The organism is Pseudomonas sp. Irchel 3H7 (genome assembly GCF_900187605.1).
Classification (GTDB): domain Bacteria; phylum Pseudomonadota; class Gammaproteobacteria; order Pseudomonadales; family Pseudomonadaceae; genus Aquipseudomonas.
Genome location: NZ_FYEA01000008.1, coordinates 73,018 through 98,519 on the forward strand (window position 1 = coordinate 73,018; position 25,502 = coordinate 98,519).

General features: G+C 60.2%; 16 protein-coding genes. 1 reads left to right on the forward strand and 15 read right to left on the reverse strand.

Going from position 1 to position 25,502, the window contains the following annotated elements; all coding sequences use genetic code 11:
- Nucleotides 1-2 precede the first annotated feature (2 nt).
- Both CKW38_RS16500 and CKW38_RS16505 read right to left on the reverse strand, forming a co-directional pair.
- Nucleotides 3-2,321: an ATP-dependent DNA helicase gene (locus tag CKW38_RS16500; protein WP_095113283.1), complete on the reverse strand. Its 2,319-nt coding sequence runs from the start codon at nt 2,319-2,321 to the stop codon at nt 3-5.
- Entirely contained in the window at nt 2,318-3,970 is a 1,653-nt protein-coding gene (locus CKW38_RS16505; protein ID WP_095113284.1) for a VRR-NUC domain-containing protein, read from the reverse strand. The genes CKW38_RS16500 and CKW38_RS16505 overlap by 4 nt, the downstream gene beginning before the upstream one ends.
- A 194-nt stretch (nt 3,971-4,164) precedes the next feature.
- Here CKW38_RS16505 and CKW38_RS16510 point away from each other — a divergent pair, with 194 nt between their 5' ends.
- Nucleotides 4,165-4,389, forward strand: a complete 225-nt coding sequence (locus CKW38_RS16510) for a YgdI/YgdR family lipoprotein (protein WP_042705060.1) — start codon at nt 4,165-4,167, stop codon at nt 4,387-4,389.
- Between the two features lie 133 nt (nt 4,390-4,522).
- Here CKW38_RS16510 and CKW38_RS16515 read toward each other — a convergent pair whose 3' ends face one another.
- From CKW38_RS16515 to CKW38_RS16575, 13 genes are all read right to left on the reverse strand, one after another.
- Nucleotides 4,523-4,897, reverse strand: coding sequence for a hypothetical protein (locus CKW38_RS16515; protein WP_095113285.1), 375 nt, complete (start codon nt 4,895-4,897; stop codon nt 4,523-4,525).
- 241 nt (nt 4,898-5,138) lie between these two features.
- The gene (locus tag CKW38_RS16520) at nt 5,139-6,992 is read right to left on the reverse strand and encodes a polyurethanase (protein ID WP_095113286.1); all 1,854 of its coding nucleotides are present in this window, start codon (nt 6,990-6,992) and stop codon (nt 5,139-5,141) included.
- A 208-nt stretch (nt 6,993-7,200) separates the two neighbouring features.
- A complete protein-coding gene (locus tag CKW38_RS16525; protein ID WP_095113287.1) occupies nt 7,201-8,889 on the reverse strand; it encodes a polyurethanase in 1,689 nt (562 codons plus the stop codon).
- 57 nt (nt 8,890-8,946) lie between these two features.
- Nucleotides 8,947-12,024, reverse strand: a complete 3,078-nt coding sequence (locus tag CKW38_RS16530; protein ID WP_095113288.1) for an autotransporter serine protease — start codon at nt 12,022-12,024, stop codon at nt 8,947-8,949.
- A gap of 88 nt (nt 12,025-12,112) precedes the next feature.
- Nucleotides 12,113-15,073 (reverse strand): autotransporter domain-containing protein, encoded by a 2,961-nt coding sequence (locus CKW38_RS16535; RefSeq protein WP_371857967.1) that lies wholly within the window; start codon nt 15,071-15,073, stop codon nt 12,113-12,115.
- A gap of 318 nt (nt 15,074-15,391) precedes the next feature.
- Complete coding sequence (locus CKW38_RS16540) at nt 15,392-16,762, reverse strand: TolC family outer membrane protein (RefSeq protein WP_007914891.1); 1,371 nt, start codon at nt 16,760-16,762, stop codon at nt 15,392-15,394.
- Nucleotides 16,763-16,764: 2 nt separating this feature from the next.
- A complete protein-coding gene (locus CKW38_RS16545) occupies nt 16,765-18,114 on the reverse strand; it encodes an HlyD family type I secretion periplasmic adaptor subunit (RefSeq protein WP_007914892.1) in 1,350 nt (449 codons plus the stop codon).
- Nucleotides 18,111-19,886, reverse strand: a complete 1,776-nt coding sequence (locus CKW38_RS16550) for a type I secretion system permease/ATPase (RefSeq protein ID WP_007914893.1) — start codon at nt 19,884-19,886, stop codon at nt 18,111-18,113. The genes CKW38_RS16545 and CKW38_RS16550 overlap by 4 nt, the downstream gene beginning before the upstream one ends.
- A 209-nt stretch (nt 19,887-20,095) precedes the next feature.
- Nucleotides 20,096-20,518, reverse strand: coding sequence for an AprI/Inh family metalloprotease inhibitor (locus CKW38_RS16555; protein WP_176472339.1), 423 nt, complete (start codon nt 20,516-20,518; stop codon nt 20,096-20,098).
- Nucleotides 20,519-20,611: 93 nt separating this feature from the next.
- The gene (locus CKW38_RS16560; protein ID WP_095113289.1) at nt 20,612-22,057 is read right to left on the reverse strand and encodes a serralysin family metalloprotease; all 1,446 of its coding nucleotides are present in this window, start codon (nt 22,055-22,057) and stop codon (nt 20,612-20,614) included.
- A 456-nt stretch (nt 22,058-22,513) separates the two neighbouring features.
- Nucleotides 22,514-23,599, reverse strand: coding sequence for a polyamine ABC transporter substrate-binding protein (locus tag CKW38_RS16565; RefSeq protein ID WP_095113290.1), 1,086 nt, complete (start codon nt 23,597-23,599; stop codon nt 22,514-22,516).
- 58 nt (nt 23,600-23,657) lie between these two features.
- A complete protein-coding gene (locus CKW38_RS16570) occupies nt 23,658-24,002 on the reverse strand; it encodes a cupin domain-containing protein (protein WP_038367864.1) in 345 nt (114 codons plus the stop codon).
- A 41-nt stretch (nt 24,003-24,043) separates the two neighbouring features.
- The gene (locus tag CKW38_RS16575; protein WP_095113291.1) at nt 24,044-25,450 is read right to left on the reverse strand and encodes an FAD-binding oxidoreductase; all 1,407 of its coding nucleotides are present in this window, start codon (nt 25,448-25,450) and stop codon (nt 24,044-24,046) included.
- Between the last annotated feature and the right edge of the window lie 52 nt (nt 25,451-25,502).

A 25,502-nucleotide genomic window follows, 5' to 3' on the forward strand; every position in this document is an offset into this window, starting at 1 on the left:
ACTCACCAGCCATTGTCATGATCGGAAGTATGCGGCAATCCAGCGAATTGGGAAGCGGCCGTCTCATGATTGATCGCCCACCAGCGCGGCAGCAGTTGTTTGATCCGGCTCTCGGCAAAGCGGTCGTCAATCAGCATCACCACGCCGCGATCCTCGCGGGTACGGATGACTCGTCCGGCGGCCTGCACCACTTTCTGCACGCCGGGGTACAGGTAGGTGTAGTCGTAACCAGCACCGAAGATGGCGGCCATGCGGTACTTGAGTTGTTCATTGACCGGATTGAACTGCGCCAACCCCAGCGTGGCAATAAACGCGCCGATCAGCCGCGCACCGGGCAAATCGATGCCTTCGCCAAACGCACCGCCCAACACAGCAAAGCCGATGCCCTGGCTGTGTGCGGTGAACTGGTCGAGAAAGGCCTGCCGCGCGCCTTCGAGCATCCCCCGCGATTGCTGCCAGAGGGTGATGTGCGGATAACGCTCCGCCAGCAACGACGCCACTTGTTGCAGATAATCGAAGCTGCTGAAAAACGCCAGATAGTTGCCGGGGCGCTCGCTGAACTGCCGCGCGATCAGCTCGACAATCGGTTCCAGCGAGGCCTGACGATGGTTGAAACGCGTCGAGATGCGGCTGACGATTTGCACCTGTAACTGCTCGGCGCAAAACGGCGACTCAACGTCGATCCACACGGTGTCGGCGGGCGTGCCGAGCAAATCGGCGTAATAATGGCGCGGACTGAGGGTCGCGGAAAACAGCACGCTGCTGCGCGCCGCTTTCAGGCGCGGGCCAATGAACGCGGCCGGCACAACATTGCGCAGGCACAATTGCGACAGCGGCTTTTTGCGCTCGAGGTCGCGCTTGCTGATATCGAACAGGTAATGCTCGTCGTACAGCTCGGCCACCCGGGCGAATTGCAGCAGGTCGAAGTAGAAGTTCTGCAAGGCGCTATCGAGACCCTGCGGGTGGTCATTGAGGTAATCGCCAATGGCCGCGCAACACAGCGAGATCGCTTGCAGGAGTTTTTCCGGCGCCTTGTCGTACGCCTGATACGCCGCCAATTGCGGCGCATGCAGCGCGTTCCATTCACGGTTGACCCGTTGCAACGCGTTCTTCAGCGCCGCCGGCGCGGTTTTGCGCACGCTGCCGAGGGTGAACTGATCAAGACTGGAGCTGTACATCTGCCGGCCACGTTCGACGAGGTTATGCGCCTCGTCCGCCAGCACCGCGACTTTCCACTGATTGAGCTGGGCCAGACCGAACAGCATCGCGCTGAAGTCGAAGTAATAGTTGTAGTCGGCGATCACCACGTCCACCCAACGGGCCATCTCCTGACTCAGATAATACGGGCACACCGCGTGCTGCGCGGCGACCTCGCGCATGGCCGCTTGATCGAGCAGGCGGATTCGACTTGCTGCCTCACGCGCGGCTGGCAGGCGATCATAAAAACCTTGGGCCAACGGGCAGGATTCGCCGTGACAGGCTTTGTCCGGGTGTTCGCAAGCCTTGTCCCGGGCGACCATTTCCAGCACCCGCAAAGGCAAGGCTGGTGACTGATCGAACAACACCTGACTGGCATCCAGCGCCAATTTGCGCCCCGGTGTTTTGGCAGTGAGGAAAAACACCTTGTCCAGTTGCTGCGGCGCCAGAGCCTTGATCATCGGGAACAGCGTGCCGAGGGTTTTGCCGATACCGGTCGGGGCTTGGGCCATCAGGCAGCGTCCGGTGCTGACGGCCTTGAACACCGACTCGGCCAGATGCCGCTGACCGGGACGAAAATCGGCATGGGGAAACGCCAATTGTTGTGCGGCGAGATTGCGCGCCTCGCGATGAGCCATTTCCTGTTCGGCCCATTGCAGGAACAGCGTGCATTGCTGCTCGAAAAAAGCTTTCAACGCATCTGCACTGAACGCCTCGACCAGACAGGTTTCCTTCTCGCTGACGATGTCGAAATACACCAGCGCCAGATTGATCTGTTCGAGTTCGAGCTTGCGGCACATCAACCAGCCATAGATCTTCGCCTGCGCCCAATGCAACTGGCGGTGGTTGGCCGGTTGCTTGCTCAGGTCGCCACGGTAGGTTTTGACTTCTTCCAGGCAGTTTTGCGCCGGGTCGTAACCGTCCGCCCTGCCCTTGACCTTCAATTGCCGGAACTCGCCTTCCAGCGCCACTTCACTTTGATATTTTTCGCTGCGCCGCGAGGCCACGGTGCGGTGGCCGGCGATGCCTTCCAGCGCCGTGGGGGATGGAGTGAAGCGCAGGTCGAGGTCGCCGGTCTTGGCGGTGAACTCACACAGTGCGCGCACGGCAATGCTGTAGCTCAAGCGCTCTGATCCGCCCATTGCACGTAACACACGGCCACCGGCATCTGGTGTTGATGACAGAATTCGAGCCAGCGCAATTGGTTGTCCTGCAGGCGATCGCCGGGGCCTTTCACTTCAATCATCCGGTAGGTTTTGTGCTGCGGCCAGAACTGGATCAGGTCGGGCATGCCGGCGCGGTTGGCCTTGATGTCGAGCAGCAAACGGTTGAACCAGTGCTTGAGATGTTCGGCGGGCAGACAGGCCAACGCCTGTTCCAACAGTTGTTCATTCACCGCGCCCCAGAACACGAACGGCGACTGGATGCCCCATTTGTCGACAAAGCGCTGGTGAATGGTCGCGACATAGCGGCCGTCGTCGAGTTCGCTCAGGCACGCCTGAAACAGCTCGGCGCGGCGTTGCTGGAAGTCTTCGTTGAGCAGGTCCACCGGGCCACGCTGGAACGGGTGAAAAAACGCCCCGGGCAACGGCGCAAAGATCGCCGGCCAGCACAGCAGGCCGAACAGCGAATTGATCAGGCTGTTTTCCACGTAATGCACCGGGCCGTCATCATCGTGCAAGTGCGCCTGCACGTAATACTCCACGGACAACGCGGGATCGCTGCGCGGCAATTGCAGGTCCAGCCGCTCGACCGGTCTGGCCGCTGTGCGCTTGAGTGGCGGGCCACCAAGTTTGCGCCGCAGCCTTGGCAGAATCCGTTGCAGGCCCTGCTGCTCGGCGGCACTTTCCGGTGCCTGTTCTGCCAGTGTGGCGAGTTCCAGCGCCAACGGGTATTCGCCGCTGCGCTCGAGCACGCGGATCATGCGCAAACGGGCGCCAGGATAGGCGCAGTCGCGGTAAATGCTCAGGGCCAGGGCAAATTCGCTGATGCGCTCGCAATACTGACCGATCTGGAACAACACCTTGCCACGCCGGCGTTGCAGCCACGGGTTGTCGAAGTGCAAGGCACTGACCTGCGCGACGATGGTGTCCAGCGGCTCACCGGCCTCGAAACGCAATTGGCAGTTGTGCAGGAACAGGCAGGCGTCGACGTCTGCGCGACTGCGCAGGCCCCGCGAGTCGGCGCAGAATTCGACTTTTTCATAGGTGAAGATGCCAAGGTCGGCGAGAACGAATTCCGACCAGTCTTGATACAGGTTGCCGAAGAACATCAGCCGCAAGCGGTCGCACAAGTCCATGATGGTCAGGCTGAACAAACGATCATCAAGCAGCGGCGCCCAGTCGCGCAGGCTGCGAGTGTCAGCAAACTGCTCGGCCAGTACCGGCAGCCAATCGTCCTTGCGACCCTTGGGCTGCTCGATGAAGGCTGCAAAGGCTTGCAGGATCTCGGCCTTGAGCAACACGTCGAACAATTCGGCGAGGGCCAGCGGCGCGTGTTCGTCGATCCAGCCGTGCCCCAGCAACGGCTGCGCGGCCTCGGCGATGTCACCGATTTCAACGTAATTGAGTTTGCCGGCACGAAAATGCACGCCCTTGCGCATGACCATCCGTACCAGCAAACCCTGCGAGGCGCGAGGCAAGGCCTTGAAGTCGCGAATGAACCCATGTTCCGCTTCGCTCATCACATCGGCATAGCGAAGCTCAAGCCAATCAAGTACTTGCCGGAAGTTGTTAAGGTAATAGAACGGATCGTCGAGGGGATTGGCAGTCACGGGAATTCTGGGCCATGGCGAACGAGTACTGGTTATGCGTACAGATACCAGCTGTGTCCTGCCCGGCGCAAACGGAAAATGATCAATGGCATTTTTTCGCCGGGCCATCGAACTTTTCCCTCGGGGATGGCACCAACCGCGTTAGAGGGCCGACAATGCTCGGCATCACATCGAATGAGGATTTAGAGGTGGGTATGAAAATCAAATCACTGGGCATCCCTTTCGCCATCGCTGCGGCGCTGACACTGGCCGGTTGCTCGACCCCGACGGTGGTCACTCTGCAGAACGGCACCCAGTATCTGACCAAGGACATGCCGAAGACCAAAACCAAGGATGGCTTCTATGAGTTCGAGGATATTTCCGGAGCCAAGGTGAAGGTCCGTGCTGATGAGGTCGCGACCGTGCGCGAAGAAGACTAGGTTTCGCTCGTGTCGATTGTTCCCACGCTCTGCGTGGGAATGCAGCCCGGGACGCTCCGCGTCCCATCCAGAGCCGAACGCGGAGCGTCCGTTGAGGCATTCCCACGCAGAGCGTGGGAACAATCATCGCGTGTTATTCGAAAGTCGGCATACCCGGCAGGCTTCCGTCGCAAGGCATGTACGTGCCACCCCGCTTGACCACTTCCCCCTGCAAGCGCCGGCAGCGTTCCAGATCCTGCTGCGCCATACGATCGATGCTCAGATTGCCGGTGGTCTGCGGCTGTTTACCGTCACCCAGGCGCAGGGTCACGAACGGTTGTTCGGGCTGGATCTGAAAGCGGCTCTTCTCTTCGACCGGTTCGACCGCCTCGGTTTTCGGCGGGCTCGGCAGTTGGTCGGTGGTAACGCCGTAACGGCTCAGAATCGAGCTTTGAGGCAGATCGGCGCAGGCATTGGCCGAACCCAGCGCCAGTGCAACGAACCCGACATACCCCTTGAAACCTTTCACGTTTGAATCTCCTGTACTCAATGGCGGCTAGCTGTAGAACGTGTGCGCACGTGCTGGCTTTAGGCCGCACTTGCTGTTTTCGCAGGGATTTGAGTCAGGTCGTGGCCATCGAGTCACTTTTGAAACCGAGTTATCGTTCTTCGCGAGCAGCCTCGCTCCCACAGGGGATTTGCAAACGACACAGATCCAGTGTGGGAGCGAGCCTGCTCGCGAAAGGGCCCTTACCAGCACCCCATCAACCTCAGGCGATCACAACACCGTCAGCACTCAGGCTATTAAGCGACACCCCGACCAGCGTCACCGAATCGTTGCCAAACGTCAGCACCGTGTCCTGCCCAACAGTGGCGGCATGGGCACGGAAGTCCTCCGCCGGCAACACACCCTGCACACCGAGAAACACCAGTTTGTCATTCGACGTGTAACCGACCACCCGGTCCTGCCCGAACGCGCCGTTGAACAGGAACGTATCCGCCCCGCCCCCCGACTCCATCAGGTCATTGCCAGCGCCGCCGACAAACACGTCATTGCCGGTACCACCAATCAGGTGATCGTTGCCCTCCAGGCCGAACAACCAGTCGCCACCGGCATGTGCCTTCAGCGTGTCGGCGCCAGCGGTGCCTTTGACGCTGGACTCGTACGCGGTGACGTTACTGCCGACCTTCAAGCCGCTGGCCGTGACGCTGTGGGTCACATCGTCCTTGAACAGGCCCCAAAGAAACCCCGGCTCTTTGGTAATGATGCTACCGATGTCGCGGGTAATGCTGATCCCGCCGTTGGCATCGCGCACGTACAGATTGCCGGCGCCGTCGTTGGCGAAGTCGAAGTTCTTCACCGCGCTTTGCAGATCGAGGGTGTTGCTGCCCTGCCCGCCAAGGATGACGTTGTAGCCACCGCCATCGCGGAAGGTGTCATTGCCGGCGCGGCCTTCCAGGTAATCGTTGCCGCTGCCGCCCTGGATCAAGTCGTTGGCGTCGCTGCCGATGATGAACGTGCTGCCCTTGTGGGTTTCGGCGTTACGGTTGAGGTCCTGCACCCAGGTGTTGGCCCGCGCCGGGTCCGAGAGGTTGGCGACGATGATCGTCGAGTCGCGACTGGTCAGGTCGTAGAATTTTGAGTCGATCACCCGGTTCATGCCGTCGCCATACGCGGTCGGCAAGTGCGAGATCCAGGTGGGGATGTTGAGGATCGAGTACGGCAGCAGATTCCACGCGGTTGAGGCGTAGTGATCGTTGAAGCTGACGATGTTGTCGGTGGCCGATACTTTGGGCGCATCGTGCACGCCGACGGAGGCGCCGGTGAAGGTCGAACCGTCGAGGGCGCGGAACACCGGGTCGTTTTCGTAGCCGACGTTGAGCACTTTGTCGGTACTGCTTTGCGTTGGCGAGGCGTAGGCGATGTAGTTGGAATCGGCAAAGAAACCGCCCCACTTGCCGCCGCTCAAGTCGGCCATGCTGTTGACCGCCAGGCCGCCGAGGCTGTGACCACTGACCAGCACGTCCTTGCCGCTGAGGCCGTTGGCCTTGGCAAACGCCACCACATCATTGAGCAGATTGCCGAACGCTTCGCCGACATAATTCTTGGCGTAATCCTTGGGACCGAAGGCGGCGAGCAGGTCGTTGATCACGTCGCCGATGGAGTCGAGGATCAGGTTTTCACGTGGGCCGCTGGTGCCACGAAAGGCAATGCCAAGCTCGGTGAGATGGCCCTGAGCGTCGTACTTGCCGAGGATTTCCACTTGCGCGGTGGTGTAACCGGCTTTCTCGCCGAAGAAGGTTCCCCGCGCGTCGGTCTTGCCGTCGTAGCCGAGTTGCGAAGCGGTGATGGGCGTCCAGCCGGCCTTTTTCACGGCGTCGAGGGCGAGTTTTTCCGAGTCGGGGTTCCACGGAATGCCGGGAATCACCCCTTGCGAATCGGTACCGCCGAGCAGCGCCGTGACCAGCGTGGCGGGCAGGCCAAGGCCGAAACCGTTGTGCTGATAACCGGCGGCAAAGCCGTTATCGAGGTTGTGGTAGGAATACAGCGTGATTGCCATGGCATCACTGAACAACGCCTTGGAATCGGCTGTGCCGAAGTTCTTGTAGTCATACACACCCATTGCTATTGCCTCTCTCTTGTTGGAATTGTTAGAGATAGCTCACAGCCAGGGCGCCCCACGGGGACGCCCCGGAGCATTTCGATACAACACTTCTTTAACGCGACCTTTGTAGGAGCTGCCGAAGGCTGCGATCTTTTGACTTGCTCCTAAAAGCAAGATCGAAAGATCGCAGCCTCGTTTCACTCGACAGCTCCTACAGGATTACTGTTTAGGCGAAAACGAACGCCGAGTCCGACAGGTTAGCCACTCCCACCCCGATCAGGGTCACGGCATAGTCGCCAATCTTCAGCACGGTATCGTTGCCGGTCTGCGCCGCGTGTTGCTTGTAGTCGTAGCCCTGCCCCGCGCCTTCAACGCCCATGAACACCAGTTTGTCGCTGCCCTGATAACCGTTGATGGCATCGAAACCGAACGCGCCGCTGAACAGGAAGGTGTTGTTGCCACCCACGGCAGTCATCACGTCGTTACCGGCGCCACCGACGAAGGTCACATGGCCTTTATCGCTGATCAGCTTGTCATCGCCACCGAGGCCGAACAGCCAGTCACCGTCAGCCGTGGCGTGCAGCGCATTGCCGTAGCCATCGCCGCTGAGCGAGTGGTTGTACTGGGTCAGCTCGCTGCCATTGGTCAAACCTTTGGCTGTGACGCCCCAAGTGATTTCCTTGCTGCCCCACCACGAACCCGATTCCTTGCTCACCAGCGCGCCGATGTCGCGGGTCATGCTGATACCGCCGTAGGCATCGCGCACGTAAAGCGTGCCGTCACCATCGTTGGCGAAGCTGAAGTTCTGCAACGGTTTCTGCAGTTCGAAGGTGTTGTGACCCTGGCCACCGAGCAGGATGTTATAGCCGCCGTCATCACGGAAACGGTCATCGCCGCCCAGGCCTTCGAGGAAGTCGTTGCCCGCGCCGCCCTTGAGCCAGTCGTTGCTCTGAGTGCCGATAATGAAGGTGCTGCCGGTGTGCGGCTCACCGCTGCGCCCCAGATCCTCGACCCAGGTTTTGCCCCGGGACGCTTCTTCCAGATTGGAGACGATGATCGTCGAGTCTTTATGCGTCAGGTTGTAAAACTTCGAATCGATGACCCGATTCAAGCCATCGGCATACCCCAGCGAGCTGTGGGCCGACCAGTTCAGCGGATTGACGATGCTGAACGGCACCAGGTTCTGCGCGGTGGACGCGTAGTTGTCGTTGAAGTTGACGATGTTGTCGGTGGTCGAATCGTGGGGTTTGTCGTGCTTGCCCATCGAGGCTGTGCTGAACGTGGTGCCATCGAGCACGCGGAACACCGGGTCGTTCTCGAAACCGATATTCAGCACGTTATTGCCGGTGCTGCTCTGGGTGGGCGAGGCGAAGGTGATGTAGTTGGCGTCCTTGTAGAAGCCGCCCCAGTTGCTCGCGCTCAATTCGGCAACGCTGTTGACGCCGAGCCCGCCGAGGCTGTGGCCACTGAGCAGGACGTCCTTGGCGGCGATGCCGTTGGCAATGGCGAATGCCGCGACGGCCTTGAGCAAATTGTCGAAGGCGTTTTTCGCGTAATTGCTCGCGTAATCCGAAGGCCCGATGGCGGCCAGCAGGTTGTTTTTCAGATCGCCGAAGGTATCGCTGTAACCGAGCCCGCCGGTGCCACGAAAGGCCACGCCGATGCCGATCAGTTTGCCGGCGGCGTCGTATTTGCCGAGCACTTCCGCCTCGGCGCTGGTGAAGCCGTCCTTCTCGCCGAAGAACGTGCCCTGCGGCCCGACTTTGCCCTGATAGCCCAGCGCCGTCGCCGTGAGCGGCGTCCAGGCGGTGGCCGGCAGCGGCTTGCCGGTCGGCGTGTAGGCATATAGCGTCAGCGCGATGGCGTCGCTGTACAACGCTTTGCCATCGGCATTTTTATAATCGAACAGTCCCATGTTGTGCTCTCTCTTCCTTCAGAAACCGGCAGCTCTGTGCAGAGCTGCCGGTACGCTTTAGAACTGCCAGTCGAGGGTCAGACCCACACCGTGGTCCTTCTCGTTCGAGCCGATCAGGCCGTTGTAATCCAGGTTCACCCGCACATCGCGGTTGAGCGCCAGACCTGCCCGCACGCCGACCACCGCGGCGTCGCGATCCATCGACACGCCCTGCACGGTGAACGCGCTGTTGCCGTTGGCAAAGGCCAGATGGCTGTCAGCATCGACGTTGTTCAGGTTGTGCTGCCAGCCGAGGCTCGCGCCCAGTTCCAGCTGATGCTGATCCGACAAGGCGAACGAACGCTTGGCGCGCACGCCGAGGGTCGACAGCACCACATCGCGATTGTCCTCACCGCCCTTCAGCGCGGCGGCGTCACCCTTCTCGGTGAAGCTTTCGGTATTGAGGTGCACGTAGGACAGGTTGGCGAACGGTTCCAGATTCATCGGTTGCAGGCCCAGATCATAAGCGGCCTCGGTGAACACTTGAGTGGTGGCGGCATCGTGCTTGGTCTTTTGTTTACTGCTGACGTCCCCGAACTGCAGGTCACGTTTGACGTCGACACGGTGCCAGCTGTAGGCGCCGCCGACGGTCAGCCGCAGCGCATCGATCTGATGCCCCAGGTACGCACCCAAGTGGTAGCTGTCGACCGACGCCGACGAATGCGTGCCGCTGCCCATGCTCAACGAGCTGTCGCTATAACCGGTAACGAAACCCAGACGGGTATCTTCAGCGATCAAGCCATCAACACCGGCCAGCAGGCCGCCAATGGAGCTGTTGGAGTCGGCATTGTCATGCCCGCCATCGCTCTTGCCCCACGACCCCAACACTTTGACCCAGGCGTTGCTGCGATCGTCAGTCGGTGCGCTGGCATTGAACAGATCACGCTCACGCAGACGCTCGCCGACGGCTTCACGCAGGTAACGGCTGTCGTTGATCAGCATCGTGCCAATGGCCGGATGGATTTCACCGGACAGTTGCTGGAACGCTTGCTGCGCCGACGCCGCATTCGGCGACAGCAACAGGGTTTCGAACAGCGCATTGCCAGCGCCCAGCCGCTCCGCCGCAGCGCCCACCGCGCGCTGGTTTGGCGTCAGACCGACGCTGGCGAACGAAGCCTCGTTACGCCCGACGGCCAACTGGATGCCATCGGCCGAGTACGCCAGCGTGCCACCGAGGAAGGCGTAATCCGGCAACACCTGACCGAAGCGCCCTTCAATGCCGCCGGCCGCTTGCAGGATGTTGTAGCGCGTGCCGAGCAGGCTTTGCACCTCGTTGGTGGTCAGCAGTGTCGGGCTGTTTTCCAGCGACATGCTCACCGTGGCGCCTTCGATGACCGCTTTACCCGTGGCGATGATCTGATCGCTGCTGGTCGGCGACAGCTCTACGGCGTAGGTCGAACCCGGTGCAAAGGTCACGTCACCGGCCACATTCATTGTGCCGATGGAGTTACCCGGCGCCACCGTACCGCCGCTGTTCACCGACAGCGCGCCTATGTGGCCGTTGCCGCCGAGGATACCGCCGTCATTCACCGTCACCGCCGATTGCAGCGAACCGTTAATGGCCAGACGCCCCTGATTGACCAGGGTCGGGCCGCTGTAAGTGTTGTTGCCGGTCAGCACCAGCGTGCCGATACCTTGCTTGGTCAAACCGCCGTGGCCGGAAATGTCGTTGCGCCAGGTGTCGAGGCCGCAGGTGATGTCGGTGCACACGCGTTCGGTCGGTTTGCCCTGATCGATGATCGCGCCGATGCCCGGTAGATCGGCGACAAACTGGCCGGAACCGTACGCGCCGTCGATGCGGAATTCCGCCGGTATGTCTTGCTCAGTGACGAACATCGACGGGCCATCGATGCCCTTGCGCAGGTTGATCATGCCCCAGCCGTACAAGGCGTCGATGCCCGGCGCGCCGAGGTCGGTGGCGGTGGTGCGCAAGACCGTGGCGACTTGATCGCCGGTCATGTACGGGAAGCGCTCCATCAGCACCGCCATGGAACCGGCGACGTGCGGCGCGGCCATCGAGGTGCCGTTGTAGTTTTTGTAGCCGGTGGTGAGGTTGTCGGCGTTGGTGCCTTCGATGATCGAGCTGAAGATCTTCGTGCCTGGCGCCGAGACGCAGAAACTCGCGGTGTAACCGCAGCGCGAGGAGAACGTGCTCATGATGTACGGGTTGGCGCTGGCCAGGTCCGGGTTCTTCTGCAACGCGGCGACGGTGATCCAGTTCGGCGCGATGTCCGGAACGAAATAACCGAGGCCGGCGATGGCGTCCGGGTTGTTGAGGTTGTAGTCATTGCCGGCAGCGAAAATCGTCACGATGCCGCTGCGTGCGGCGGCAATCGCGCCATCGTAGGCACCGCCGGGTTTGGTGCCGAGCAGTGTGCGGATCTCGTTGAACTGCAACTGCGCGTCATTGACGGTGAAATGCGGGTACGCCGGATCGCGGCCGCCGAGGTCGAAACGGTCAGTGATGCCGATGCCCCAACTGTTGTTGATGATCCGCGCGCCGCTGGCGATCAGCGCATCCCAACCGGCCTTGTACACCGCGCCGTCGTTGCCGCGAACGATGCCGTCTTCCGGACCCGGGTCACCGTTGTCGGCGCTGATGATCTGCGCACCGAACGCCACACCGTGCATCGGTCCGCCGTCGCGACTGCCGGCGGCGATACCGCCGACGTGGGTGCCGTGGGCGCCGAGTTTGCCGTCGGAGCCGACCGAGGGCGAACCGTCATAGCGGAACGCATCGCCGGCTTTGACCGGGATGTACGGGTCGGTATATTCGCGAATTCCGCTGGTGACCAGGGTGACGACTTTATTGCTGCCGGAAAACTCCGGGTGCGCGGCGTACACCGGCTGGTCGAAGATCCCCAGTTTCACGCCTTTACCGGTATAGCCGGCGGCGTAAGCATGATCGGCACCGATCGCGCCCAGACCCCAATCGGCCTGAAACTCGGCACTGCGCCAACTCGACGGATCGCCCGTGCGACCGCTCTCCACGTACGGCGCAGCTTGTGCCGTGCCGATTGCACAGAGTACGGCGAGCGTGAGGGATTTCAGGGCAAAGCGGCCACCCGTTTGCGCGGGGGTTTTATTGTTATTCATCCAGCGACCTTCCTTAGTGTTGTTGCGAAAAATCCGTCTCTTCAGCTCTGATCGTTCCCACGCTCCGCGTGGGAACGATCAGCGTGGGTTAGAACTGCCAGTTCAGGCTCAGGCCGACGCCATGGCTTTTCTCGCGATTGGCCAGTTGTCCGTTGTAATCAAGGTTGACGCGCACGTCCTTGCTCAACGCCAGGCTGGCCTGCACGCCAACGAGCGCGGCATCGCGCACCAGCGCCGAACTCTCCACCGCGTACGGCGTGCCGCCGCTGGCAAAGCGCAAATGCTGCTCGGAATCGATGTCGCTGAGGCTGTGCTGCCAGCCGAGGTGGCCGCTGACATCCAGTGCCTGCCGGGTCGACAGATTGAACGTCTTCACCGCCCGCACGCCGAGGGTGCTCAGCACCGCGTCACGTTGATCACCCGAACTTTTCAGCGCCGCGGCGTCGCCCTTCTCGGTGAAACCTTCAGTGTCCAGATGCACGTAAGCCAGGTTGGCGAACGGCTCCAGCGCCAGTGGTTGCAGGTGCAGGCGATAAGCCGCTTCGCCGAATACTTGCGTGGTGGTGGCATCGACCTTGGTTTTCTGTTTGGCACTGAGGTCGCTGTATTGCAGATCGCGTTTCACATCGGCGCGATGCCAGCTGTATGCCGCGCCGGTGCTCAAGCGCCACGCGCCGATTTCACGGCCGGCGTACGCGCCTAAGTGATAGCTGTCGACCTTGGCCGACGAATGCGTGCCCGAGCCCATGCTCAGCGAACTGTCGCTATAACCGGTGACCAGACCGATGCGCGTCTGCTCATCCAGCGCGCCATCGACACCGGCCAGCAGACCGCCAATCGACGTGCTATAGCCCGCTGTGTCGTGGCTCGAATCGGTCGAGCCCCAAGCGCCGAGGGCTTTGATCCAGCCATTGCTTTGCGCAGCATTGTTATCGCGCAAACGCTCGCCCACTGCATCACGCAACTGGCGGCTGTCGTTGATCAGCATCGTGCCCAGCGCTGGATGGATTTCGCCGCTCAGTTGCTGGAACGCCTGTTGCGCAGACGCGGCATTTTCCGAGAGCAGCAGGCTTTCATACACCGAGTTGCCTGCGCCCAGACTTTCCGCAGCCGTCGCCACCGCGCGCTGATTCGGGGTCAGGCCAACACTGGCAAAAGAGGTCGCGTTGCGCTCGATACTCAGTTCAATGGTGGTGACGCCGTAATCGAGGACGCCGCCGATGAACAGATAGTTCGGTTGAACACTGCCAAACTGGCCCCATATTCCGCTCTTCGCCTCCAGGATGACGTAACGATTACCGAGCAGGCTTCTCGCTTCGACGGCACTGAGCAGGGTTGGACTGTTTTCCAGCGACACGCTGACCGCACCCAGACCGGGGGCAGCCATGCCTTCGGCAACGATTCGGTCGCTGCTCGTTGGCGACACCTCAACCTCGTAAGTCGAAAGATCCCCCATAAGGACGTCACGCATCACGCTGAGCGTGCCGATGGAGTGGCCGGGCGCAACGCGGCCGGTGCGGTTGAGGATCAATCCGCCGACCACACCAGTACCACTAAGAGTACCGCCGTCATTGACTGTCACCGTCGAAGTCAATGTACCGTCGACGCTCAGCAAACCGCCGTTGACCATGGTCTCGCCACTGAACGTATTGTTCCCGGTGAGATACAGACTCCCTGCCCCGGACTTGATCAGGCGACCCTGAAGTATCTTGTTCTCCCATGCGGCGTCGCGGGCCATGCCCACCGCATAATCCGTCTTGTCCTGCTGGCTGGCATTCTCCGGAAGCCCGTTGTACCAAGCCTTGTTGAAGAATGTTTTCTCCCACGCATAGTGCTCGGCGAGTGCTTCATCTTCGCGGGCTTTGCCTGCCTTGTCGGAAATGTCATTGCTCCAGACGTCACTCTGTCCGGCCGCCAGATTGGCATTGAACACCCCCATCAACTGCCCCGGCCCCCGCATCGCCCGGTCCAGGTTGATGACACCCCAGCCGACTTGTTCATTCGGCACTTGCGTCACCGAACCATCCAGTTGCGTGGCGGTGGTCAGCAGCACTTGCAGGGCTTGCTGATTGGTCATGTACGGGAAACGCTCCATGACCAGCGCCAATGCGCCGGTCGCATGGGGTGCCGCCATCGAGGTACCGGACTTGATCCCGTAGCCGCCGCCGGGAACGGTGCTGTCGATCTTCGCGCCCGGCGTGGTGATGCACCAGTATTTGGCGATGCCGCACTGGTTGTACTTCTGCTGATTGTTCTGATCGAGCCCGGAGACCGCCAGCCAGTGGCCTTCGAGATCCGGCTGAAAATACGGCAGTGCCGCACGCACGCTGGCATTCGGGTAGCCGCTGTTGCCGGCGCTGAACACGTTGATCACCCCGCGCCGCGAGACATCGGCCGCCGCGTCAAGCCAGGTGCCCTGGTTGTAGTGCTGGGCGTAGGCCTTCTGCACATCCGCGAGGGTGCGGTAACTGACATCTGGCGGCTGGCTACCCCAACTGTTGTTGATCGCGCGCACGCCGGCATCGGCCAGCGCGTCGTACACCGCTTTGAAATACCGCGGATCGGGATTGGGGCCGAACAGGAAGCTGTCGTTCTTGTTGGTGTTGCCGACGTAGATCTGCGCGTTGTACGCCACGCCATGCATGCCGCTGCCATCGCGCGAGGCGCCCATGGTGCCGACGACGTGGGTGCCGTGGGAGTCGTTGTTGGGATTGAGGGTGCCGTCGACGTTGAACGGCGAGCCATCGACGTAGCTGCCAGTGGCCGTCACCGGGTGATAGCGGTCACTGGCGAACTCTGGGTGAGTTGTGTCAAAGCCAGAATCGAGGGCGCCGATTTTTACCCCCTTGCCACTAAATCCTGCCGCGTAGGCTTTGTCGGCCTGCATCCGCTCAAGGCCCCAGTCACGGAGGAATTCGGCAGTGCGCCAACTGGCCGGATCGCCGGATTTTCCAGGTTCCAGGTATTGCGCCTGAGCGGGGTTTGCGGAAATCGCAAGCAGCAAGGTGCCGAGCGAAATAGGTTTGATACGTCCGTCCATGTTCACCATTCACTTTTATTGTTTTATGCAGGTTCTTTTGCGGTGTTGCCTGTTCCCCTCACCCCAGCCCTCTCCCCGAGGGAGAGGGAGCCGACCGAGGTGTCTTGCGTCATTCATCGACCTGAAAAACCTGGGTCGATTGTGGATTAGGTAAAGCACATCCCCTCACCCCAGCCCTCTCCCCGAGGGAGAGGGCGAGGGAGCTGACCGAGGTGTCTCGCGTCATACATCGACCTGAAAACCCCGGTCGGGATTCGGTGCCGCTCGATCAGGTCGGCGTACTTCTAAAATATCCCCCGATCGGTCCCCTCTCCCTCTGGGAGAGGGTTAGGGTGAGGGCTGGTGAGCGACCACAAAAGCCTCATCCACCCGCGCCAGATCCTGCTCGTTCAAGGTCCCGGCGTAGTAATGCAACTTGGTCCACGCCATCAAATAGTCATACCGAGCCTGCGCCAGATCACGGCGCGTGGTGAACAGTTGCTGCTCGGCGTTCAACGCGTCGAGGTTGGTGCGTTCGCCACCGAGAATGCTCTGCTTGGTCGACACCACCAGCGCTTCCGCCGAGCTCAACGCTTTCTGATAAGCGCGCAGTTTGCTTACCCCGGACAAACACGCACTGAACTGACGACGCAGTTCGATCAGCGTCTCGCGTGTCTTGCCATCAAGCTCGTACTCCGCCTGTTCCATGGTGCGGCTGGCCTGACGCGTCGACGCCGACACCCCGCCCCCGGCATACAACGGCACGCTGACTTCGAAACCAATGGTGTTGGTTTCGTAGCGCTGGTTGTAGGTATTGCCGCTTTCTGATTCGTTCTGGCGCATCGAGGCATAGGCATTGATTTTCGGCAGATGCCCGGCGCGATTGCGTTCCACTTCATAACGCGCAACTTCCACGGCCTGGCGCTGCGAGGCCAGATTCGGGTTATTGCTCACCGCCATTTCGTGCCAGGTGTCGTAATTGGCTGGCATCAGCGCGAAGGTCTGGAAGTTTTGCCCCAGCGGCGCCAGATCGCCGATATCCACCGCCGGCACGCCCACCAGTGCGCCCAGTTCACGCAGCGCCGCGTCTTGTTCATTGCGCGCTTCGATCTCTTCAGCGGTCGCCAGTTCATAGCGCGACTCAGCCTCGAGAATGTCGGTGCGCGTGCCCTCGCCTTGCTTGAACATGTGCTCGTTCTGCTGGAACTGCTGCTCGTAGGCCTTCTTCTTCGCCTGGGCGATATCGATCTGATCCTGCGCGAACAGTGCCTTGGTGTAGTTATCCAGCACGCGGACCAACAGTTCCTGGCTCTTGCCGCGAAAGTTTTCGTCGGCGAACAACGACTGCGCGACACCTTTGCGATACGCGGCATACGCCTCGTAATCGAGCAGCGGTTGCTGCAGGGTCAGTGCCGAGCCGTAACTGCTGTAGTTGCGGTCATCGGTACGATTACGCGCGCGCTCATCCAGCGAGGTGGCTTTCGAGGAGTTACGGCCCTTGTTGTAGGTGTAACCGATGCGCGGCAGCAGGCCGGCACGGCCAATGGCGCGGTTTTCAAGGCCGGCATCACGCTCCTTGATCGCCCCGAGGAACACCGGGTCATTGCGCAACGCCTGTTCGTAGATCTCGAACGGCCCCATGGCCGCCACTGCTGAGTGACTCGCGAGCAGCATCATTGCCGCCGCGAGCATGGAAAGCTTATTCATACAGCCGAACATCCTTATTCCTCGGTCAACGCGGAGCCGGCCCGGTCGAGCAGCGGTTTGAACAGATAGTTGAGGAGTGAACGTTCGCCGGTGCGCACGAACATTTCTGCCGGCATGCCGGGCTTGATCACCAGACCGTTGAGTTTTTCCATGGCCTGATCGCTGACGCTGCTGCGCAGGACGTAGTACGGCACGCCGGTTTTCTCGTCGACCATCTGGTCGGCGGAAATCAGACTGACTTCACCCGGTACACGCGGGGTTTTGCTCTGATTGAACGCGGTAAACAGAATGTCCACCGGCAAATGCGTGCCGACCTTGTCGATCAGATTGATCGGCAAGTGCCCTTCCACTTCCAGCGTGGTGCCTTGCGGAACGATCTCCAGCAAGGTTTCACCCTGACGCACCACGGCACCTTCGGTGTGCACGCCGAGGTTGACCGCGACGCCGTCGGCGGTGGCGATGATTTCGCTGTGCTGCAGGTCGAAACCGGCGGAAGTCAGTTGTTCCGACAGGGTCACGCTTTTCAGCTGCGCGTCGGCCAGTTGCGTGCGGACTTCCTTCTGGTATTCCTCGGCGTGCTGTTGCAGCTTCAGCCGCGACTCGAGGATGCCCTGTTCCACGCGGCCGCTTTCACCGGTGTTTTCCGCCAGTTGCTGCTGCACTTGCGACAGTTGACGCTGGTACTCCATCAAGCGGTTGCGCGGGATGTAGCCGTTGTCCGCCAGCGGTTGCAGGTTGCTCAGCTGTTGTTGCAGCGAGTCGGCCTGGGCATTCAGATCGGTACGGGCGCGGCGCATGCCGGCCAGTTGCGCGGTGGCGCCTTCGATGCTCGCACGCAGTCCGGCCTGCTCGCGGTAGTAGGCCTCGCGACGGCTGCTGAACAGTTGCCGCTGACCTTCCAGCACCAGTGCCAGACGCGGATCCGGATCATTGCTCAGCTCGGCGGGAAAGGTCACTTGCTTGAGGTTGTCGCGCTCGGCCTGCCAACGCGCGAGACTGGCCCAGGCCATGCGGTACTGCGCCTGCAGCGACTGCACGTCAGCGGCGACTTGCGTCTGATCGAGGCGGAACAACGGCTGACCCTGCTTCACGATTTCGCCTTCGCGCACCAGAATCCGGCTGACCACGCCGCTGCTCATCGACTGCACGGCTTTGCGCTTGCCCGAGACCACAACCGTGCCTTGCACCGGAATGCCTTGATCCAGCGGCGCCAACGCCGCCCAAGTGAAGAAACTGCCAGCGCCGACGATCGCCAGAATCCAGCCCATGCGCGCGAAGAACTTTGCATCGCGTTCCGGGCGCTCGGTAATGTAGGCGTGTTCCATGCTCGCTTCGTTTTCAGTGTTCATGCTTGCGCTGCTCATACACCCGAATTCCTTGTCGAGGGCTGATACTGGCGACTCATGCTGAGCCCGCCCGGTGCCTGTGCAGCTTTTTCCCGTTGTTGTTCTTGCTGGCCGGAAAGTGCCTTGAGCACGTCCTGACTCGGGCCGAAGGCTTGCAGACGCCCGTCATTGAGGACCAGCAATTTGTCCGCCTGGGCCAGCACTGAAGAGCGATGCGTCACCAGCACCACCGTGGTGCCTTGCGCTTTAAGCGCGGCAATGGCGCTGGCCAGTGCCGCTTCACCGACGGTGTCGAGGTTGGAATTCGGTTCATCCAGCACCACCAGGCTCGGCGTGCCGTACATCGAACGCGCCAGTGCCACACGCTGCTTCTGGCCGCCGGACAAGCCACTGCCGTCCTCGCCCAGTTGCGTGTCGTAACCTTGCGGCAGACGCAGGATCATTTCGTGCACGCCAGCCTGTTGCGCGGCGGCGACGACTTTCTGTGGATCAGCCTCGCTGAAACGGGCGATGTTTTCGGCGATGCTGCCGCTGAACAGTTCGATGTCTTGCGGCAGATAACCGATGTAGGGGCCGAGCTGGTCGCGGTTCCAGCGATGAATATCCGCGCCATCGAGGCGCACGGTGCCGCCGAGGGTTGGCCAGACACCGACCAGCACACGGGCCAGCGTCGATTTGCCGGACCCGGATGCACCGAGCACGCCCAGTACTTCGCCGGCATTCAGATTGAAATTGACCATTTGCAACGTAGCCGTGCGTTGCCCCGGTGGGCCGGCGCTGACCTGTTCGAAAGTAATCTGGCCTTTTGGCGCCGGCAGCGCCATGGCGTCGTCACTCGGCGGGAACGCTTGCAGCAGCGCATCGAGACGACGGTAAGCCAGCTTCGCCCCGCTCCACTGCTTCCACACGGCAATCAACTGATCGATCGGGCTCAGTACACGACCCATCAAGATCGAACCGGCGATCATCATCCCGGCGGTCATGTCACCCTTGATCACCAGCAATGCGCCCAGGCCCAAGACCAGCGATTGCAGGCACAGGCGCAGGGTTTTACTCACAGAGCTGATCACCGCACCGGTGTCGCTGGCCTGATTCTGCAGACCGAGGAAGCGCGAGTGCACCTGGAACCAGCGCTTGCGCAGGGAACCGAGCATGCCCATCGCCTGAATGGTTTCGGCGTTGTGCAAATGGCTGGTGGCCAACTGGCTGGACTTCTGCGAATAACCGGCGGCTTCGCCCAGTGGCTTTTTGGTCATGTATTCGTTGAGGCAGGCCAGCCCGATCAGCAACAGTGCGCCTGCGGTGGCGAGCACGCCGAGCCAGACGTTGAACAGGTAAATCACGAACAGATAGACCGGGAACCACGGCGCATCGAAAAACGCGAACAGCGCCGGCCCGGTAACGAATTGACGAATGTGCGTGAGGTCGCCCAGCGACTGCCCGGCGTTGCCCTCGCCCTTGAACAGGTTGCGTTCGAACGCCGCTTGATAAACACGCAGGTTGAAGCGGCGCTCCAACTGGCTGCCGATGCGAATCACGATAAAGCTGCGGATCACTTCCAGCATGCCGATGAAGGCAAAGAAGCCGACGACCATCAACGACAGCATCGCCAGGGTCGTTTCGTTCTGCGACGACAGCACCCGGTCATAGACCTGGAGCATATAGATGGAGGGCACCAGCATCAGCACGTTAATCAGCGCGGTAAAGCAACCGACGCTGATCAGGATACTTTTATAGTCACCCAATGCCTTGATTAAGGGAGCGGTGGCTGGGGCCTTCGCCATCTTCATTGATTATTCCTGGAAAATATTTCCCGCCATTCATTGGCAAGATTCGAATTAATGATCCGTGCAACGTCGGAACTTGCTTTTTTCGTCTACCGCTTACACTTTCATAACAACTTGCGCGATTAACTGCGGTGCAGTTGCCATTCAGCGTTTCTTATAACCATTGCGTGGCGCTTTATATTAAAACCTTGTCGCCGTTTGAATAATCAAGGCTATTGCGCTGCGCGCTCAAGCGTAATCACCAGACCCGATTTCAAAGTCGCCAGATAAAGCCCGTCACGTTGTCGGCTGAAAAACTGGATTCTTGAGCCTTCTTTACCGGTGATCGCGATACCGTCCGGCTCAGGAAACCAGCCGATCGGGGTTTCTTCAAGCCATGCACCCAGGCAGTCGGCGCCTTTGCCCAAGGTTTTGTTGGCTGCCAATTCCACGAGGCACGTATTCGAAGGCTTGTCCTGTTGTTTTAGCGCTTCTCGATCATCATCCCGGGTAGACAATGTCGCTTGCCACTGTCCGGCAAACACCGAGGGTTCTTCGAGTCTGAGGCTGCTTGCCATGCTGGTTTCTCCTGAAATCATGATGAGCGCCGCCGAAAGCCACGCCGCTACCTTGTAGGTAAAAGCTTTACTGATCATGGGAATATTCGCTCCGGCGTGTAGCCTTGCTTACCTGTTAATACGATGCAAGCAAAGAAAGCGGCGCATCACGCGCCGCTTTCCATTTCTACATCACGCCACGATGTCGCTGGTCGCTGCCTGGCCAACGGTGCTGACCTGGAAGTCGGCCACGCCGTGCCCGGAGAAGTCCACCGAGAGCAGGCTGTTGCCGCCCGACGACGTCAGGACCGCGTCACCGGCAGCACCGGTGAAGCTGCTGACGAAGTGCAGGCCGGCACCGTTGGTGATGCCAGTCAGGTCGATTTTGTCCAGACCGCTGACGAAATCGAGGATCTGATCGATCGTACCTGGCTTGGAATCGGAACTGGCCGCGAACACAAAGGTGTCCGAACCAGCACCGCCCCACAACTTGTCAGCACCGCCAGCGCCGTAGAGGATGTCGTTGCCGGCACCACCCTTGAGCTCGTTGGCCACGCTGTTGCCGATCAGCAGATCGCTACCCGAGCCGCCAATGGCGTTCTCGATGATCGCGCCCTTGGCGATGGACACGTTACCTACCATGCCGCCAACGTCGGAGAACGAGGCGTCATTGAGGTTGATCTTCTGGTTCTGAGTGAAACCCGAGAAGTCCAGAGTATCTTTGCCGCCCGCGTCCCACACCGAGAACACCACTTTGTCACTCGACGACGAAGCGCTGAGGAAATCGCGGCCAGTGTTGGAGTTGAAGCCGTAGGTGGTGTCACCGGTACGGGTGGTCAGGTTGGCACCGTAGAGCTTCTGGATGGCAGCGATATCGTCCATTAGCGGGCCGGACGAATACGCTTCGACCCCGCCCTTGCTGAAGTTCTGATTGGTGTTGCTTTCGCTCCAGTAGCTCATGACGCTGTAGCCGCGGGTGTCCTGCCCGTAGGACGCGTCGTTGTAGGTCGGGTTGCCATTACCGGCGTTGTAGTCGCCAGGGTGAGCGAGACCCAGGCTGTGACCAATTTCGTGAGTCAGGGTCTGACGACCGTAGTTGTTCAGATCCGGATTCTTGTTCTGCGTGTAGCCACTGTTGATCAGGTACCACGAGGTGCCGTCATAACCGGCGCCAGTGCCTGGCAGATAAGCGAACGCTGCAGCGCCATCCTGGCCACCGCTGTAGTTACCGAAGGTCATGTGGCCGTCACCGCCCGAGGCTTTCTCGGTGAAGGTCACATTGGCCACGTCAGCCCAGGATTGCATGGCGAGCTTGGCCTGGGCTTGTTGTTGTGCACTGAACTGACTGAACCCGGTGATCCCGTGCTTGTACATCGTGCTGGACGATGCCGAAGTCAGGAACGTATAGGTGAGTTCGATCTTGCCGCTGCCGTCCTTGTCCTGGTAGGCAGCACCGTCGCGCAGCAACTGGGTGGCGGCCTGGTCGACGGAGTAGGAGGGTTTGCCATTGACCGTGAGGTTGCCGCCACGGTCGTACTGATGGCTGAAGCTATTGATCTGGTTATACGCCGAGCTGAAGGCTGACAGCTGGAAAGCCTGTTCGGCAGTATCAATAGCATTCGCTTTAACTTTCGACATAAACACACTTCCTTGTTTAGCAATGGAACAGTTTTTGTCCGACAGGACGATCTCTGGCGAGGTCGTCCTATCACTCGCCCAATGAAGGCGTAAGAAACCTGACACAATTTGAAATCTGCCGTAAAGGATTTTTTTGGGATCAAATCGGACTGTTTCGGGAAACTGCCGTAAACAAAGCGTGCGGAGGTGAAAGAATGTTTTAGTTGCGGAGCTTTTGCCTAATTGTCTGACGATTTTCTATTTAAATATTAAATATGGGTAAGTTGTTTTTTGTTAGGCGCGTCTCACTTTCCTGCACTTTATTAGTGCGATGCCAGTGTATTGATATCAACCAAATGGCTCATCCAAACTGTAAGAGCTGACGAGTGAAACGAGGCTGCGATCTTTTGACTTTGCCTTTCAAAAGCAAGATCAAAAGATCGCAGCCTGCGGCAGCGCCTACAGGGGAAAAGCGGATCAGCTACCGGTGCGTATCTTGTTCCACACGCGAGTGCGGATCCGGTCGATATTCAACGGCATCGCCTCCAGCGCAAACAATTTGCCCATCATCTCCGGGCTCGGATACACCTTGGTGTCGTTCTTGATGGCCGGGTCGATCAGGCTGTCCGCCTGCTCATTGCCATTGGCGTAATGCACGTAGTTGCTGATGCCGGCCATCACGTCCGGGCGGAGCAGGTAGTTCATGAACGCATAACCAGCCTTCTCGTCCGGCGCGTCGGCGGGCATGGCGACCATGTCGAACCAGATCGCTGCGCCCTCCTTGGGAATCGCGTAGCCGATGTTGACGCCATTCTTCGCTTCTTTGGCGCGGTTCTCGGCTTGCAGGATGTCACCGGAGAAACCGACCGCCACGCAAATATCGCCGTTGGCCAGATCGCTGGTGTATTTCGAGGAATGGAAGTAGCTGACATACGGCCGCACTTTCATCAGCAGCGCCTCGGCCTTTTTATAGTCCTCGGGATTTTTGCTGTGGTGCGGCAGGCCCAAGTAGTTAAGCGCTGCCGGGAGCAGTTCCGGGCCGTTGTCGAGGATCGCCACGCCGCACTTCTGCAGCTTTTCCATGTACTCGGGCTTGAAGATCAGATCCCAGGAGTCCACCGGTGCGTTGTCGCCCAGCACCGCTTTGACTTTGGCGATGTTGTAGCCGATGCCGGTGCTGCCCCACAGGTAGGGAAAGCCGTGTTCGTTGTTCGGGTCATTGGTTTGCAGGGCTTTGAGCAGCACCGGATTGAGATTCTTCCAGTTCGGCAACTGGCTCTTGTCGAGTTTCTTCAGCGCCCCACCCTGAATCTGCCGAGCCATGAAGTGGTTGGACGGAAACACCACGTCGTAACCGGATTTGCCGGTCATCAACTTGCCGTCGAGCGTTTCGTTGCTGTCGTAGACGTCATAAGTGACACCCACGCCGGTCTCTTTTTCGAAGTTCTTGGTGGTGTCCGGTGCGATGTAGTCGGACCAGTTGTAAACCTTGACCGTTTCCGCTGCCTGAGCAAGGGAAACGGCGAGCATCAGCGGTGCCAGAGCGAGGGTCTTGCGGATCATGGATCGATTCCTGTGTGGGTTTTCTTTTTTGTTGGCAGGCAATCAAAGGATCAAACAATCAGAAAATCAGCACGTAGCTCTTGCGCACGGTTTCCTGGATATCCCAGATACCGAGCGTGTTGGCCGGCAACATCAGTGCGTCGCCACCTTGTATGTGCAGGGTTTCGCCGCCACCGTCGGGGGTGAACGTGCAACGCCCGGAAATGAAATGGCAGAACTCTTGCGCGGTGATCTGCCGGCGCCAGCGGCCCGGAGTGCATTCCCAAACGCCGGTTTCGACGCCGTCGTCGCGCTCGACGCTGGTGGTCGAAGCAATCGCCACCGGTTCGCCGAGGGGGACGGCCACCGGGCTGGATTCATCGAGTGGCAGGGTTGCAGTGTTTTTGAACTGGGTAATGCTCATGGTCTGACCTGTCTTTGGGCTTTCTTGAATTAATTCGACGCTCAATGCATGAAACCTTCCATGAAGCCCGCGACCTGGCTGGCGAGTTTGCGCCGCCATGGCGCGGTCGCCGGGTTGGCCAGGGTCTGGTCTTCGTGGACGAAACTTTTGATGATCGCGTTGTAGCCGAGCCAGCGGCACGGCTCTGGCTCCCAGGCCCGCAGTGCGTGAATCCCGCCGTCCGGCAGCACCCACGGCTGATGGGTGAGTTCGGTGTCGCGCTCAAGAATCAGCTCCGCGAGGGTGCGCCCGCCGAGATTGCTCGCGCCGACGCCCTCCCCGCCATAACCGCCGGACAGCGCGATGCCATTGGCGCGATCGCAAAGCATGTGCGGCTTGAAGTGCCGGGACATGCCGAGGTTGCCGCCCCAGGCGTGGGTGATCTGCACGTTTTTCAGTTGCGGGAACAGTTCGCCGAACAGATAGCGGCGCAGCTCGACCTCATCGCGGGTCAGATCGAAGTTATGCCGCAACTTGCCGGCAAACTGATAACCACCACGGGCGCCAAAGATCAGGCGGTTATCCGCGCTGCGCTGGCCGTAAGTGACTTGGCGGCTGAATTCGCTGAAGGCTTGGCCGCGATTGAGGCCAATTTCCTCCCAGGTTGCCGCCGACAAGGGTTCGGTGGCGACAATCAGACTTTGCACCGGCAACTGATAACGGCCCAGCGGCGGCAACGTCACCGAATAACCTTCGACGGCCGGCACGATCCAGCGACTGCGCACGCTGGCTTTCGCCGTGCGCAAACTGCCCGACTGCCAATGGGTGACCGGGCTGTTTTCGTAGATCTTCACGCCCATGTTTTGCACGGTGCGCGCCAGGCCGCGAACCAGTTTCGCCGGGTGGATGGTCGCCACGTGTGGCGCGTAAATCCCGCCATAGGGTTTGGCCACACGGATCTGCTGGGCCAGTTGTTCGGGGCTGAGCCAGCGGTAATCGTCGTCGGTCAGGCCCTGGGCATGTAGTTTGGCCAGATACTCACGCAGCGTGGCTTCCTGCTCCGGATAGCGCGCCGCGCAATACAGCACGCCGCCCTTGCGGTAATCGCAGTCGATGCCTTCGCGCTCGAGAACAATTTCCACTTCATCGGGAATGCTGTGCAGCAGATCGAAGGACGCGCGGCGTTGCTCTGGCGACAGCCCGGCCAGCAAGCGATCCTCGCCGAGCAGGTTGCCCATCAGCCAGCCACCATTGCGACCGGAGGCACCGAAACCGGCGGTTTGTGCTTCGACAATCGCAATGTCGAGGCCCGGCGCGAGTTTCTTCAGGTAGTACGCCGTCCACAGGCCGGTGTAGCCGGCGCCGATGATCGCCACGTCGACGTCCAGATCTCGCTCAAGCTCGGGCCGCGCGGTCAGCGGCTCATCGAGTTGATCCATCCACAAACTGATAGTGCGCCACGCCGGCATGCAAGACTCCGCCACTGAAAACCTTCGATGGCGTCGATCCTAGTGGCTGTGC

Excerpts from the sequence above, each read along its gene's own strand:
- CKW38_RS16510 (WP_042705060.1), top strand. The coding sequence starts at position 4,165 with ATGAAAATCAAATCACTGGGCATCCCTTTCGCCATCGCTGCGGCGCTG.
- CKW38_RS16520 (WP_095113286.1), bottom strand. The coding sequence starts at position 6,992 with ATGGGTGTGTATGACTACAAGAACTTCGGCACAGCCGATTCCAAGGCG.
- CKW38_RS16525 (WP_095113287.1), bottom strand. The coding sequence starts at position 8,889 with ATGGGACTGTTCGATTATAAAAATGCCGATGGCAAAGCGTTGTACAGC.
- CKW38_RS16530 (WP_095113288.1), bottom strand. The coding sequence starts at position 12,024 with ATGAATAACAATAAAACCCCCGCGCAAACGGGTGGCCGCTTTGCCCTG.
- CKW38_RS16535 (WP_371857967.1), bottom strand. The coding sequence starts at position 15,073 with ATGGTGAACATGGACGGACGTATCAAACCTATTTCGCTCGGCACCTTG.
- CKW38_RS16540 (WP_007914891.1), bottom strand. The coding sequence starts at position 16,762 with ATGTTCGGCTGTATGAATAAGCTTTCCATGCTCGCGGCGGCAATGATG.
- CKW38_RS16545 (WP_007914892.1), bottom strand. The coding sequence starts at position 18,114 with ATGAGCAGCGCAAGCATGAACACTGAAAACGAAGCGAGCATGGAACAC.
- CKW38_RS16550 (WP_007914893.1), bottom strand. The coding sequence starts at position 19,886 with ATGAAGATGGCGAAGGCCCCAGCCACCGCTCCCTTAATCAAGGCATTG.
- CKW38_RS16555 (WP_176472339.1), bottom strand. The coding sequence starts at position 20,518 with ATGATCAGTAAAGCTTTTACCTACAAGGTAGCGGCGTGGCTTTCGGCG.
- CKW38_RS16560 (WP_095113289.1), bottom strand. The coding sequence starts at position 22,057 with ATGTCGAAAGTTAAAGCGAATGCTATTGATACTGCCGAACAGGCTTTC.
- CKW38_RS16565 (WP_095113290.1), bottom strand. The coding sequence starts at position 23,599 with ATGATCCGCAAGACCCTCGCTCTGGCACCGCTGATGCTCGCCGTTTCC.
- CKW38_RS16570 (WP_038367864.1), bottom strand. The coding sequence starts at position 24,002 with ATGAGCATTACCCAGTTCAAAAACACTGCAACCCTGCCACTCGATGAA.
- CKW38_RS16575 (WP_095113291.1), bottom strand. The coding sequence starts at position 25,450 with ATGCCGGCGTGGCGCACTATCAGTTTGTGGATGGATCAACTCGATGAG.